Genomic DNA, 14,115 nt, shown 5'->3' on the forward strand with positions numbered 1-14,115 from the left:
AATTCAACAACCTTGTAACCGCAAGATTGTTTTTTTTATAATCATGGATAAAGCAAATTTATTAAAGGTTTTTAATTCTAACTCAAACACGCTAATGCAAACCTTAGATATTGAATTTGTGGATTTTGGTGATGATTATGTTACTGCTAAAATGCCTGTAACCCCAAAGGTTTACCAGCCTGATGGAATTTTACACGGTGGAGCTACTGTTGCGCTAGCAGAAACAGTTGGTAGTTCAGCCGCTTATATATTAAATAAAGATTCAAAACGCACTATTCGTGGTATTGAGATTTCTGCAAATCATTTAAAGTCTATTTCGAGTGGGTATGTTTATGCTACCGCAAGACCGGTAAATAAGGGTAAAACAATTCAATTATGGGAGATCAGAGTGACAAATGAAGAAAATGAATTGATATCAATTTGTAAATTAACTACATACTCTAGAAAAAGTTTATAAAAACTACTGAGTATTACTAGGTTGATTAAATCTGCTCTTTGATTACAATATAGTCTAGACTGCCAAAAAAAAATAACTATATTGTGAACTTACGCTAATTAAAAATAAAAACATGTTTTTAAAATATAAAGAAGGTCGAATATATAGATTTGGTTACTATTTATTGGGGTCCTTTATAATTATTGTCTTCAATTTTATTGGGCAAATTCCAATTTTAATAGCTTTAGCTAGCTCAATGTTAAGTAATGCAGATGAAATTGATCCTTCAGCAAATCCAATGGAAATACTTAATATAATCCCACCAAATATGAGGCTATTTCTAATGCTTTTTCCTTTTGCTTTTGCATTTATTGGTGTTTGGCTTGTTGTTCGTAAAATCCACGAACAATCATTGACAAGTGTTGTTACAGCTAGAAAAAGAATTGACTTTAAACGAATACTATTTGCTTTTGGACTTTGGTCTTTTATAATGGCAAGTATGATTTTATTTGATTATATGACATCACCTGAAAATTATGTTTGGAATTTTAAACCTATTCCTTTCTTATTTATGTTTTTAATAGCAATTGTTTTTATTCCTCTCCAGACAAGTCTTGAAGAGTTCCTTTTTAGAGGTTATTTAATGCAAGGTTTTGGAAATTTATTTAGAAACCGATTGGCGCCATTATTATTAACATCTTTAATTTTTGGTAGTTTACATTTGGCAAATCCAGAAGTTAGTAAATTAGGTTACGGTATTATGATATATTACATAGGTACAGGTTTATTTCTTGGCATTATGACACTAATGGATGAAGGTGTGGAGTTAGCTATAGGTTGGCACGCAGCTAATAATCTTACAGGAGCATTACTTGTGACTGCAGACTGGACTGCATTTCAAACTAATTCTGTTCTTAAGGATATTTCTGAACCTAATTTATACGGTGAAATGCTTATTAGTATCTGTATTATCTATCCAGTTATTTTATTTATTTTTTCAAAAAAGTATGGTTGGAAAAACTCACTTCTTCAATTAACATCAAAATTTTAATTCAATTATTTCTTAAAACTTATTATAAATGAGCTTGAATAAAAATAAAATATTTGGATATGCAGCATTAATACTAATGGTATTAGGAAGTGCTTTAATTCTTTTAGGAGTATTTATGTATAAAGAGTATACGATTGGCTTCACAGTTATGGGTTTAGGTTTTAATGCTATTGCATGGACATTTAATGCATTAAGAGGAAGAATATAAGTATGTCAGAGGATAAAAAGATAATTTTTTCTATGACGGGAGTTTCTAAAGCCTATCCTGGAGCTCAAAAAGATGTATTAAGAAACATTCACCTTAGCTTTTACTATGGAGCTAAGATTGGTGTTTTAGGCCTAAATGGATCTGGTAAATCATCTCTTTTAAAAATAATTGCTGGAGTAGATAAAAACTATAGAGGAGATGTTACTTTTAATCAGGATTATAGCTTAGGTTATCTAGAGCAAGAGCCAATAGTTGATCAAAGTAAAACAGTTATTGATGTAATTAAAGAGGGTGTATCTGAGACAGTTAATATTCTTGACGAATTCAACACCATTAATGATCAATTTACATTGCCAGAGGTATATGAGAACCCTGAAAAAATGGAAAAATTAATGGGTAGACAAGCTGATTTACAGGATAAAATTGATTCTAGAAATGCTTGGGAATTAGACACCCAATTAGAAATAGCAATGGATGCTTTGAGAACTCCTGATGCTAACGAAAAAATATCTGTTCTTTCTGGAGGTGAGTTAAGAAGAGTTGCTTTATGCAGATTATTACTTAAAAAACCTGATATTTTATTATTAGATGAACCAACCAACCACTTAGATGCTGAATCTGTTCATTGGCTTGAGCATCATTTAGCTCAGTATAAAGGAACTGTTATAGCGGTAACACATGATAGATATTTTTTAGATAATGTTGCTGGGTGGATATTAGAACTAGATAGGGGAGAAGGTATTCCATGGAAAGGAAATTATTCGTCTTGGTTAGATCAAAAATCCAAACGTCTATCGAGTGAGCAAAAACAATCTAGTAAAAGACAAAAAACTCTAGAGCGAGAATTAGAGTGGGTTAGAATGTCTCCAAAAGGAAGACAGACCAAGCAAAAAGCAAGATTATCAAATTATGATAAATTACTTAGTCAGGATCAAAAAACAATAGATGAAAAACTAGAAATTTATATACCTTCAGGACCAAGGCTAGGTAACGAGGTTATTGAAGCAAAGGGTGTTAGCAAGTCTTTTGGGGACAAACTTCTATATGAAGACTTAAACTTTAGACTGCCTCCAGCTGGAATTGTTGGAGTAATTGGACCTAATGGTGCAGGTAAAACCACCTTATTTAAAATGATAATGAAAGAACTATCACCCGACAAAGGATCTTTCAAGACAGGTGAAACAGTAAAAGTTGCTTATGTAGATCAATCTCATAGTAATATTGAATCTGATAAATCAATATGGGCTAATTTTTGTAATGAACAAGACTTAATTGTTATGGGAGGAAAACAAGTTAATTCAAGAGCTTATTTGAGTCGTTTTAACTTTAGTGGAAGTGAACAAAATAAAAAGGTATCCTCTTTGTCGGGGGGTGAAAGAAATCGACTTCATTTAGCAATGACTCTCAGAGAGGAAGGGAATGTTTTATTATTAGATGAACCTACAAATGATTTAGACGTAAACACATTACGGGCACTAGAAGAAGGGTTAGATAATTTTGCTGGCTGTGCAGTTGTAATATCTCATGATAGATGGTTTTTAGATAGAGTATGTACTCATATTTTGGCTTTCGAAGGAAACTCTGAAGTTTATTTTTTTGAAGGTTCATACTCTGATTATGAAGAGAATAAAAAGACTAGATTAGGGTCTGACTTACTCCCTAAAAGAATTCAGTATAAAAAACTTTCTAGAGATTAATTATTATAATAAAGTTCCATTTTAATATCACCTCTTTTGTAAGGATTTTCATCTCCTATGCGTACTTCTTTAAAATTATGTTTTTTGTAGAGGTAAATAGAGTTTTTTAGTTTAGTACTTGAATACAAATAAATTTTCTTCCAATTATTTTTTTTCCCAAATGAAATTGCAAATTCAATCATTTTATTACCATAGCCTTTACCTCTTTGATCTGGTTTAATTGCCATTTTCACAATTTCATATATTTTTTCTACTCTATTGATAAAAGCAAATGTTCCTATGATTTCATTTTCATGTTTGGCAAAAAAGATATACCCTCCTTTATTTATAATTAATGCCTCACAGTTTTTTAAAATTTCATAATCGTACGGTTCTACTTCAAAAAAAAATTCAAGCCATTCAATATTTAAATTTATAAAAAATTGAACAAATTTATTATTGAATGGAATTATTTCAAAATCACTCATTTCCAGTCATTAATTCAGGACGAACCCAGGTATCAAATTCTTTTTCAGTTAAATATCCCAGACTTAGCGATGCTTCTTTAAGTGAAGTCCCATCCTTATGAGCTTTATTTGCGATTTCAGCAGCTTTGTAATATCCAATTTTAGTGTTTAAAGCAGTTACTAACATTAGAGAATTATTTAATAACTCATCAATTCGTTTATGATTAGCTAAAATGCCTTCTGCACAATTTTCAGAAAAACTCACACATGCTTCTCCAATAAGTGAGGCAGATTGAATTATGTTTGCTGCCATTAGAGGCTTAAAAACGTTTAATTCATAGTGTCCTTGAGTTCCTCCTATTGTAATTGCAACGTCATTACCCATTACCTGTGCACAAACCATAGTTAAAGCCTCTGATTGAGTAGGATTAACTTTTCCAGGCATTATTGAGCTTCCAGGCTCATTAGCTGGAATTAATATTTCTCCTATTCCTGATCTAGGACCAGACGATAGCATTCTAATATCATTAGCAATTTTATTAAGGGCAACTGCCAGTTGCTTCAAAGCACCATGAGTTTCAACTATTGCATCGTGAGCAGCTAGAGATTCAAACTTGTTTTCTGCAGTAATAAAAGGATGACCAGTAAATTTTGCAATATATTGAGCAACTTTTTGAGAATACCCTTTGGGAGTGTTTATTCCTGTTCCAACTGCAGTTCCACCAATAGCAAGTTCTGATAGATGAGAGAAGGTGTTTTTAATTGCTTTAATACTATGCTTAAGTTGTGAACAATAGCCTGAAAATTCTTGACCTAAAGTAAGAGGAGTTGCGTCCATTAAATGTGTTCGACCAATTTTCACAATTGAATTGAATTCTATTCTTTTACTTTCTAGTGCTTTATGTAATTTTTCTACACCAGGAACTGTTACTTCAGTGATTTTCTTATAAGCTGCAATATGCATAGCTGTTGGATAAGTGTCATTTGAAGATTGAGATTTATTGACATCATCATTAGGGTTTAATGTTTTTTCACCAACTCCTAGTTTTTTTCCGGAAATTACATGAGCTCGATTAGCTATGACTTCATTGATATTCATATTAGATTGTGTTCCTGATCCTGTTTGCCATATTACTAACGGAAATTGAGAATCATGCTGACCTTTAATAATTTCATCACAAACTTTAGAAATTAAATCTCTTTTTTTGATAGAAAGTATTCCAAGTTCATGATTTGTATATGCAGCTGATTTTTTCAGGTATGCAAATCCATATATTATTTCCATAGGCATTGAGGAAGGAGGTCCAATTTTAAAATTATTCCTTGAACGTTCAGTTTGAGCACCCCAATAAGCGTCTATAGGAACTTTAACTTCTCCTAATGTGTCTTTTTCGATTCTGTAATTCATATCATTATTTTATTATACAAAAGTACACAAATCAAAAACTTACATTTTACATTAAAAAAAAGATAATTATTGTATTTTTGTAGAAACAATATAAAATATGTTTGAATTTGATCAGTATCTTGGATTTCTTGCTTTCTTAACGATACTTACAATAGGTTTTTGGCTTATGATTTTTCTTATAACATTTGTTATTCCTTATTGGGTTTTCGGATCAGCTATGGAGTCTTTCAATGAATGGAAAGAAGCTAGAAAAAAGAATAAGTTAAAAGTAAAATAGATTTTTTAAAAATCAAATTCTCCACCACCACCATCTTGATTCATTTGTCTTCTTCCTTGATTTTTCTTTTGCTTAACTCTATATGTGAAAGTAAAAATAAAAGTTGGTTGTCTCCATTGGCGTTCACCGTAGCTATAAAAACTGGGTGTGTTAGTTTCAGATATCCTTTTTGATGAATTAAAAATATCACTGGCTCTAAATGAAATTGTTCCTTTGTCTTTTAAAATATCTTTATTTAAAGCACCACTCATAGAGAAGATGCCTTTTCTTTTACTTTGGGCAGTTTCTGTAGGGCCTCTATAAAACATTCTTGTTTGCCAATCAATATCAAAAGGGAGTTTTATGGTTGCATTAATTCTAGCTCGCCAACTCAAATTTTCAGCATCAAAACTAGTTCCATTATATGATCCAATAGTTTCAGAATTAAATAAATTAAAATTACCATTTAATCTTACTTTTCTAGATGGAGTATAAGTTAAATTGAACTCTGTGCCAATTCGATTATTTTCTGATAAATTTACAGGACTAAGTTTTAAAACAGGAACTTCTAGTATTTCACTTGTTGGATCATTTGGATCTCCAGAGACTATCACCGTTAGTCCTGTGTCTTGGGTGATAAAAGTAAAAACACTAGTTGCTTTTTGTAAGTAGATGGAGCTATTAAAAGTAAACTTACTCCATCTTTTTAGATAACCTAAATCAAAAGTATTCGAATAACTTGGATTTATATTTGGATTTCCTTGAAAAATATTAGTCACACTACTTCTTGAAGGAAATGGATTAATTAAATAAGATCTAGGCCTTCTAATTCTTCTGCTATAGCCCAAAGTAAAATTTTCCATTTCATTCAGTTCATAAGATAAATTAACTGTAGGAAAGGCGTCTGTATATTTTTTTTGTGAATAATCAGATGTAGTTATTTGGTCAACTTGAATATTTGAGTTTTCAATTCGAAGACCTAATAAATACGAAAATTTATTTATCTTTTGCCCATACTGACTATAGAATGCATTGACATACTCTTTATATGTTAATATATTTGATAAGTTAGTATCTATATTGTAACTATCAGGTGATATTGCGTCTTGAGTTTGATTTAGATATCCAACCTCATAATCAGTAGTTTGGCTATTAAACCTACCTCTGTAACCAAGTTCAAATTGAGTATTTTCATCAATTGGCCAAACATAGTCTGTTTGGATTAAAAATCTTTTTTGACCCTCAAGAGTAGAAACTTTTTCATATAAGGAGGGGAGTAGACTAGGTAATTTAGTACTAGATTTTATATTACCAATTTCATCCTCAGAGCTTTCTTCATATTGAATTCTTGCAGTTATTTTTTGACCATTTTCATCAATTTTATTGTCATAATCAAGAGAATATTGAAATGAATCATCTTTTTCGTCTTCATTTTCAGTTCTTTGAACATAACCAGTTATATCTCTTGATATATTAAGTTCTCTTATGTCATTTGTAGTGTTATTTAAATTATCACTGGTTCTATAAAAACCACTGAGGATTAGTGAACTTTTTTCATTAATATAGTATTCAACTCCAAGATTGTTAAATATATTTTTTCTATCACGTTCACTATTTCTTTTTTCATTTAAATAAGTGCTTGGCCTTTCTTGGTTAAAATATTCATTATTATTTAAGGAGTTTCCTCTTGTCTGAGTATCTCCAATCGTTGTAGTGCTAAAAATATTCCATTTTTTGGTTCTCCAATTTAATGAAGCAGATCCTCTATTGTTTTTAGGAGATCCAGCATTTAAGGAAAAGTTTCCATTAAGACCAATCAACTCTTCTTTCTTCAATATTATATTTAGAATTCCAGCAGTTCCTTCAGCGTCATATCTAGCTGATGGTGACGTTACCACTTCAACCTTTTCTATAGACTCTGCCGGGAGTTGTCTAAGTCCTTGAGGTCCTGAAATACCAACTAATCCAGATGGTTTCCCGTTAATTAAAATTCTTACATTGCTGTTCCCCCTCAAGGCAACTGCTCCGTCTACATCAACTGAAACAGAAGGGATGTTATCAAGAACGTCAGCGACTGAACCTCCTCTTACTGTTATGTCTTTTCCAACATTATAAATCTTTTTATCAAGCCGAATCTCTACTTCCGTTCTCTCTCCCCTAACCTCAACTTCATTCAAAGCATTAACTTCAATTTCGAGTTCAATTAAGCCCAGGTCTAACGGACCTTTGACTAATAAACCCTTTTGAACATATTTGATAAATGATATGTATTCTATTTCAATATTGTATTTTCCTGGAAAAACTTCTATATTAAAATTACCTTCAACGTCCGTAATCCCTCCTTGAATTCTTTCCGGAAATTTTAAATTTGATAAAGAAATTGTAGCATACTCTAGAGGTTGTCCAGTTTCTTTATCAACTATCAATCCCTTTAAGTTTTGTTTTTGAAAACCAGTATTTGATGGTCTTTGTGCCTTTGAAAAGTGAATTACTCCAAATAGTAATAGAAAACTAATTACTTTGCTCATTGATCTTAATATAATTATTTGTTGATTTTAATATGTCCAGGTTAGACATTTATTAATTTAAAAGGTTTAATTATTTTCAACAAACTTCACTAAATTATCTATAGGTCTACCTATTACTCCTTTATTCTTGTAGGTTATGATTGGTCTTTCAATAAGTATTGGATAGGTAATTATAATTTCAAGGTATTGATCTTCATTTAAATCTTTATTTTTAAAATTCTCTTTCCAAACTTGTTCTTGTCTACGAATTATTTTTTTAGGATCAATTTTAAGTTGATTCAATAGGATTTTAAGGTCTTCTTTTGAAAAATTATTCTCTAAATATAACACTACTTCATGATCAACATCTTGAGTTTTTAAAAAATCAAGAGCTTCTCTAGATTTTCTGCATCTTGGGTTATGATATATTTTGTACATAAATTGTTTTAACAAAAAAAAAGACCTACTTCTAAGCAGGTCTTTAATAAATTAATTAAATTTTATTTTATTTTATTTAGAATAGCTTCAAAAGCAGAGGGGTTATTCATAGCTAAATCAGCAAGCACTTTTCGGTTTAAATCAATATTATTTGATTTAATTTTACCCATAAATTGACTATAAGACATTCCGTTTAATCTTGCTCCTGCATTGATTCTAGTTATCCATAAAGATCTAAAATTTCTTTTGTTATTTTTTCTATCTCTATATGCATAAGACATTGCTTTTTCAACAGCATTTTTTGCAACTGTCCAAACATTTTTTCTACGACCAAAATATCCTTTGGCTTGTTTTAATATTTTTTTTCTACGTGCTCTTGAAGCAACTGAGTTTACTGATCTAGGCATAATTTATTTGTTTTTTGAATTAGGCGACATTTTGTACTTAAAGCCTATATTCAGGGTTTATTAATCGTTTTAACCATTAACGTGCAGTTACTTTAATCGTAGCTGAACTTTAATATTGTTTTCATCACTTTTATGAACCAATCCAAAATGAGTCAAAGCAAGTTTTCTCTTTTTAGATTTTTTTGTTAAAATATGACTTTTGAATGCATGTTTTCGTTTTATTTTTCCGGAACCGGTAATTTTAAACCTTTTTTTTGCACTTGATTTTGTTTTCATTTTTGGCATAACCTACAATCCTTTTAGTATTAATTATTTTTTCTTTGGCGCAATAAACATTATCATTCTCTTTCCTTCTAATACAGGTAATTGCTCAACTTTACCCCATTCTTCAAGGTCTTGGGCTAACTTTAGCAACAAGATGTGACCTTGTTCTTTGAAAATTATAGACCTTCCTTTGAAAAAAACAAAAGCTTTTAGTTTTGCTCCGTCCTTAAGAAATTTTTCTGCATGTTTTTTCTTAAACTCATAATCATGATCGTCTGTTTGGGGACCAAAACGTATTTCTTTGATAATTACCTTAGTAGCTTTTGACTTAATTGATTTATCACGTTTCTTTTGTTCGTATAAGAATTTCTTGTATTCTAGTATTTTACAAACAGGAGGAACTGCCTTAGGTGATATTTCTACTAAGTCTAACTCTAGCTCTTTGGCTAGAATTAAAGCTTGAGGTAGCTTGTAAACACCTACTTCAACATTGTCACCAACTAGTCGCAATTCTTGAGCTGTAATTTTCTCATTAATTAAGTGTGGGTTTTCCTTAATTATTCTACCTGGTCTATTCGTTCTTCTTCTTCGAATTGCTATGACTTCTACTTTTTAAATTATATTTTAAAGTTTGACATACTATTGTCTACCTCTTTTTTAATTAAATCAACTAACTCTTTAGTTGATTTACTCCCCAAATCTCCTTCTCTATGTTTCCTTACAGATACAGACTGATTTGAATGTTCTTTTTCACCCACTATCAACATAAATGGAATTTTATTCATTTCTGCTTGACGTATTTTTTTACCAATGGTCTCATTTCGAGAATCTAGCGAGGCGCGAATTTCGTTATTTTCTAAGTAATTTAAAACTTTTTCAGCGTATTTTTCATGTTTTTCGCTAACACATAAAATTATTACTTGTTCTGGAGCAAGCCAAATAGGGAAATTTCCTCCAGTATGTTCTAATAATATAGCAACAAATCTTTCTAAACTACCAAAAGGAGCTCTATGAATCATTACAGGTTGATGTAATTCATTATCATCACCTTTGTAAGTTAATTCAAACCTTTCAGGTAAATTATAATCTACTTGTATTGTGCCAAGCTGCCATTTTCTGCCCAATGCATCTTTAACTATAAAATCTAGCTTTGGTCCATAAAAAGCTGCTTCACCATATTCAATCACATATTTAAGACCTTTTTCCTTTGTAGCATTTATAATTGCTTTTTCTGCTAATTCCCAATTTTCATCACTTCCTATATACTTTTCAGGATTATTTTTATCTCTTAAAGAAACTTGTGCAACAAAATTATCAAAACCTAAAGAATTAAAAACATGTAACACTAGATCAATAACATTTTTAAACTCTTGATTTAATTGACTAGGCATGCAAAAAATATGAGCATCATCTTGAGTAAAACATCTCACTCTTGTTAAACCATGAAGCTCTCCACTTTGTTCATACCTATATACAGTTCCAAACTCTGCATATCTTTTTGGAAGCTCTTTATAGCTCCAGGGTCTTGCATTGTATATCTCGCAATGATGAGGACAATTCATAGGTTTTAATAAAAAACTTTCACCCTCTGTTGGAGTTTCAATTGGCTGAAAGCTATCTGATCCATATTTTTGAAAATGACCTGATGTCATATAAAGCTCCTTACTCCCTATGTGTGGAGAAATCACTTGTTCGTATCCTGCTATTTTTTGAGCCTTTTTCAAAAAACCTTCAAGTCTTTCTCGAAGTGCAGCTCCTTTGGGTAACCATAGAGGTAATCCAATTCCAACTTTCTTAGAAAAAGTAAATAATTCTAATTCTTTACCTAGCTTACGATGATCTCTTTTTTTTGCCTCCTCAATTAATTCGAGATATTCAGTAAGTTCTTTGTTCTTTGGAAAAGAAATACCATAAATACGAGTTAGTTGTTGTTTAGTTTCATCTCCACGCCAATACGCGCCTGCAACGGAAGTTAGTTTAACGGCTTTAATTAGTCCTGTATTAGGAATGTGTCCACCTCTACATAGGTCTGTGAAATTAGAATGGTCACAAAAAGTTATAGTTCCATCTTCAAGTCCATCAATCAATTCAACTTTAAATTGATTATCAATATTTTTATAAAAACTCAAAGCTTCGTGTTTTGAACAACTCCTCATTTTAAATACTGACTTATTTCTTGCAAGTTCTATGAATTTTTTTTCAAGTTCAGGAAGATCTTTTTCAGAAAAGCTAATGTTTCCAAAGTCAGCATCATAATAAAACCCATTTTCAATGGAAGGTCCTATAGTTAACTTTGTAGAAGGATATATGTCTAAAATAGCCTCAGCCAATACATGGGCTGAAGAATGCCAAAAAGCTGATTTTCCTTCATCGTTGTTCCATGTGAAGAAAATTATATTTCCATCTCTATCAAGTGTTGTTGTGGTTTCAACAACTTGATTGTTGTATTTCGCAGAAAGTACATTTCTAGCGAGTCCCTCGCTAATACTATTTGCAACCTCTAAAACAGACACGCCACTTTTATAGTTTTTATTTGCTCCATCTGGAAATGTTATTTTAATCATATCAATATTATAATCTTTGTAAAGATAAGCTGACTATGGATGTTAACAAAGGGTAGAGTTAAGAATCTGTTTTATTTTTAAAATCATTAAACAAAGAGCCAACCAAATTTAAGATTCCTAAAAAACCTAAAGTTATAGAAAGTCCAGCTATAATAACTCCTAATACTAGAACATACAAGTAAAATTGATGGTCTTTATTTTGAAAAGCTTGCTGAATTGTAAAAGGGCCAAGAAATGCAAATATAATTGCAAAAGTTAACTTCTTTATACCCTGTATAAATATAATTTTATTCATTATGTTTTTTGAATTCAATAGCCTTTCTAACACTTTTATGTTTTTTTAACAAATCAAAAGCTTTAGAATAATTAATATTTAGACTTTCTTGAATCATTCTACACGCTCGGTTTTCAAGCTTTTCGTTAGTTATTTGAATATCAATCATTTTATTTCCTTTTATACGTCCTAATTTAATCATTGTAGCTGAAGAAATCATATTAAGTATAAGTTTTTGAGAGGTTCCGGCTTTCATTCTTGAACTTCCAGTAATGTATTCTGGACCAACGACAACCTCAATAGCATAATCAGAATATTTTGTTATTGGACTTTTTGGATTGGAGCAGATGCATGCTGTAGGTATTTTGTTTTGTTGACAATTTTTTAGAGAACCAACTACAAAAGGTGTTGATCCTGAAGCTGCTATTCCAATTACAAAATCATTCGAATTAACATTATGGTTTTTTAATTCTTTCCATCCTTCTAAAAAATCATCTTCTGCATTTTCAATAGAATTTCTTAACGCAGGATCTCCTCCTGCAATTATACCAATAACAAGACCTGGATCAGTCCCAAAAGTAGGGGGGCATTCGGAAGCGTCTAAAACCCCCAGTCGGCCACTGGTTCCAGCTCCAATATAAAATAAACGACCATTTTTATTAAGTTGAATAATTATCTTTTCAATAACTTTTTCTATTACGGGAATTACTTCTTCAATTGCTTTTAAGGCATTGAAGTCTTCAGAATGTATTCCTTTGATGATTTCATTAACAGACTTACATTCTAAGTCGTCATGGTTAGAATCTTCTTCAGTTATTTTTCGATAATCCATAATCTTAAATTACTCGTAAGTTAATCTAAATTCAAAATTATTTAAAATATCTATAAGTTTTTCTTAATTAAATTATGCCAATTTAGCATCAAGATTTAGTTTAATTTCATTGAGAAATCCTTGAGTAGTTAAGTAGTCTGAACTGGTTAGATTTTCCTTGTGAATTAACAACGCTAGATCTTTTGTCATTTTCCCACTTTCTACTGTTCCAATACAGACGCTTTCAAGTAATTCACAAAAATTTATTAAATCATGGTTTTGATCTAACTTACCCCTAAAGGATAGACCTTTTGTCCATGCAAAAATTGAAGCAATTGGATTAGTAGATGTAGCCTCCCCTTTTTGGTGTTTCCTGTAGTGTCTAGTAACAGTTCCATGTGCCGCTTCTGCTTCCATTGTTTTTCCATCTGGGGTAACTAAAGTAGACGACATTAAACCAAGAGACCCAAAGCCTTGAGCTACTGTGTCAGATTGAACATCTCCATCATAATTCTTACAAGCCCACACAAACCCTCCATTCCATTTCATTGCAGCTGCTACCATGTCGTCTATTAGTCTATGTTCATATGATATGCCTGCTGAATTAAACAAATTTTTAAATTCTTTGTCAAAAACATCTTGAAAAATATCCTTAAATCGACCATCATATGCCTTTAGAATAGTATTTTTTGTCGATAAATACAGGGGCCATTTTTTATCTAAAGCCCTATTCATACAAGATCTAGCAAACCCATAAATTGATGAGTCTATATTATACATACTCATAGCTATGCCATTTTCCTGAAAGTTATATACTTCCCATGATTTCACATCACTACCGTCCTCTGGAGTAAAAGTCATTGTAAGCTTACCTTTTCCATGTGTTACAATATCAGTTGCTTTATACTGATCTCCGAAAGCATGTCTTCCAATACATATTGGTTTTGTCCAGCCTTGAACATATCTAGGAACATTTTTCATTATAATTGGCTCTCTGAAAACAGTACCTCCAACAATATTTCTTATTGTTCCATTTGGAGATCTCCACATTTTTTTTAATAAATATTCTTGAACCCTCTGTTCGTCTGGGGTTATAGTAGCACATTTTACACCTACATTAAACTCTTTGATTGCGTTGGCTGCGTCTATTGTAATTTGATCATCAGTAAAGTCTCTGTTTTTAATACCTAAATCAAAATATTTTAAATCAACCTCAATGTAAGGTAAGATCAGCTTTTCTTTTATGAACTTCCAAATTATTCTGGTCATTTCGTCTCCATCTATTTCTACCACAGGGTTTTTAACTTGTATTTTGGACATTTTATAATTTATTAATTGCGTGGATAAA

16 protein-coding genes are annotated in these 14,115 nt (G+C 31.2%); 5 read left to right on the top strand and 11 right to left on the bottom strand.

Going from position 1 to position 14,115, the window contains the following annotated elements; translation table 11 throughout:
* Window positions 1-43 precede the first annotated feature (43 nt).
* From AC34EU_RS04555 to ettA, 4 genes are all read left to right on the top strand, one after another.
* Window positions 44-457 carry a hotdog fold thioesterase gene (locus AC34EU_RS04555; RefSeq protein ID WP_487533959.1) on the top strand — a complete coding sequence of 138 codons (414 nt, stop codon included), beginning with the start codon at window positions 44-46 and terminating at the stop codon, window positions 455-457.
* Between the two features lie 112 nt (window positions 458-569).
* Window positions 570-1,487 (top strand): CPBP family intramembrane glutamic endopeptidase, encoded by a 918-nt coding sequence (locus AC34EU_RS04560; RefSeq protein WP_487533958.1) that lies wholly within the window; start codon window positions 570-572, stop codon window positions 1,485-1,487.
* A 28-nt stretch (window positions 1,488-1,515) separates the two neighbouring features.
* Complete coding sequence (locus AC34EU_RS04565; RefSeq protein ID WP_487533957.1) at window positions 1,516-1,695, top strand: CAL67264 family membrane protein; 180 nt, start codon at window positions 1,516-1,518, stop codon at window positions 1,693-1,695.
* 2 nt (window positions 1,696-1,697) lie between these two features.
* Window positions 1,698-3,392: an energy-dependent translational throttle protein EttA gene (gene ettA, locus AC34EU_RS04570; RefSeq protein ID WP_489696080.1), complete on the top strand. Its 1,695-nt coding sequence runs from the start codon at window positions 1,698-1,700 to the stop codon at window positions 3,390-3,392.
* Here the strand turns inward: ettA and AC34EU_RS04575 are convergent.
* Together AC34EU_RS04575 and fumC are read right to left on the bottom strand one after the other, a co-directional pair.
* Window positions 3,389-3,859: a GNAT family N-acetyltransferase gene (locus AC34EU_RS04575; RefSeq protein WP_487533955.1), complete on the bottom strand. Its 471-nt coding sequence runs from the start codon at window positions 3,857-3,859 to the stop codon at window positions 3,389-3,391. The genes ettA and AC34EU_RS04575 overlap by 4 nt on opposite strands.
* A complete protein-coding gene (fumC, locus tag AC34EU_RS04580) occupies window positions 3,852-5,246 on the bottom strand; it encodes a class II fumarate hydratase (protein ID WP_487533954.1) in 1,395 nt (464 codons plus the stop codon). The genes AC34EU_RS04575 and fumC overlap by 8 nt, the downstream gene beginning before the upstream one ends.
* 97 nt (window positions 5,247-5,343) lie before the next feature.
* Here fumC and AC34EU_RS04585 point away from each other — a divergent pair, with 97 nt between their 5' ends.
* Window positions 5,344-5,523 (top strand): hypothetical protein, encoded by a 180-nt coding sequence (locus AC34EU_RS04585; protein ID WP_487533953.1) that lies wholly within the window; start codon window positions 5,344-5,346, stop codon window positions 5,521-5,523.
* 5 nt (window positions 5,524-5,528) lie between these two features.
* Here the strand turns inward: AC34EU_RS04585 and AC34EU_RS04590 are convergent, their stop codons facing one another.
* From AC34EU_RS04590 to AC34EU_RS04630, 9 genes are all read right to left on the bottom strand, one after another.
* The gene (locus AC34EU_RS04590) at window positions 5,529-8,030 is read right to left on the bottom strand and encodes a TonB-dependent receptor (RefSeq protein ID WP_489696081.1); all 2,502 of its coding nucleotides are present in this window, start codon (window positions 8,028-8,030) and stop codon (window positions 5,529-5,531) included.
* A 66-nt stretch (window positions 8,031-8,096) separates the two neighbouring features.
* Window positions 8,097-8,447 carry an arsenate reductase (glutaredoxin) gene (gene arsC, locus AC34EU_RS04595; protein WP_489696082.1) on the bottom strand — a complete coding sequence of 117 codons (351 nt, stop codon included), beginning with the start codon at window positions 8,445-8,447 and terminating at the stop codon, window positions 8,097-8,099.
* 62 nt (window positions 8,448-8,509) lie between these two features.
* Complete coding sequence (gene rplT / locus AC34EU_RS04600) at window positions 8,510-8,854, bottom strand: 50S ribosomal protein L20 (protein WP_487533950.1); 345 nt, start codon at window positions 8,852-8,854, stop codon at window positions 8,510-8,512.
* A gap of 87 nt (window positions 8,855-8,941) precedes the next feature.
* The gene (rpmI, locus tag AC34EU_RS04605) at window positions 8,942-9,139 is read right to left on the bottom strand and encodes a 50S ribosomal protein L35 (protein ID WP_487533949.1); all 198 of its coding nucleotides are present in this window, start codon (window positions 9,137-9,139) and stop codon (window positions 8,942-8,944) included.
* A 24-nt stretch (window positions 9,140-9,163) separates the two neighbouring features.
* Window positions 9,164-9,676 carry a translation initiation factor IF-3 gene (infC, locus tag AC34EU_RS04610; RefSeq protein ID WP_489666839.1) on the bottom strand — a complete coding sequence of 171 codons (513 nt, stop codon included), beginning with the start codon at window positions 9,674-9,676 and terminating at the stop codon, window positions 9,164-9,166.
* Window positions 9,677-9,735: 59 nt separating this feature from the next.
* Complete coding sequence (gene thrS, locus AC34EU_RS04615; protein WP_487533948.1) at window positions 9,736-11,682, bottom strand: threonine--tRNA ligase; 1,947 nt, start codon at window positions 11,680-11,682, stop codon at window positions 9,736-9,738.
* A gap of 58 nt (window positions 11,683-11,740) precedes the next feature.
* Entirely contained in the window at window positions 11,741-11,977 is a 237-nt protein-coding gene (locus tag AC34EU_RS04620) for a DUF6095 family protein (RefSeq protein WP_487533947.1), read from the bottom strand.
* Window positions 11,970-12,788 carry an N-acetylmuramic acid 6-phosphate etherase gene (gene murQ / locus AC34EU_RS04625; RefSeq protein ID WP_487533946.1) on the bottom strand — a complete coding sequence of 273 codons (819 nt, stop codon included), beginning with the start codon at window positions 12,786-12,788 and terminating at the stop codon, window positions 11,970-11,972. Before murQ ends, AC34EU_RS04620 begins: the two co-directional genes overlap by 8 nt.
* Window positions 12,789-12,860: 72 nt before the next feature.
* A complete protein-coding gene (locus AC34EU_RS04630) occupies window positions 12,861-14,087 on the bottom strand; it encodes an NADP-dependent isocitrate dehydrogenase (RefSeq protein WP_489696083.1) in 1,227 nt (408 codons plus the stop codon).
* Window positions 14,088-14,115 lie beyond the last annotated feature (28 nt).

The sequence above is a fragment of the Candidatus Marivariicella framensis genome (assembly GCF_982709265.1).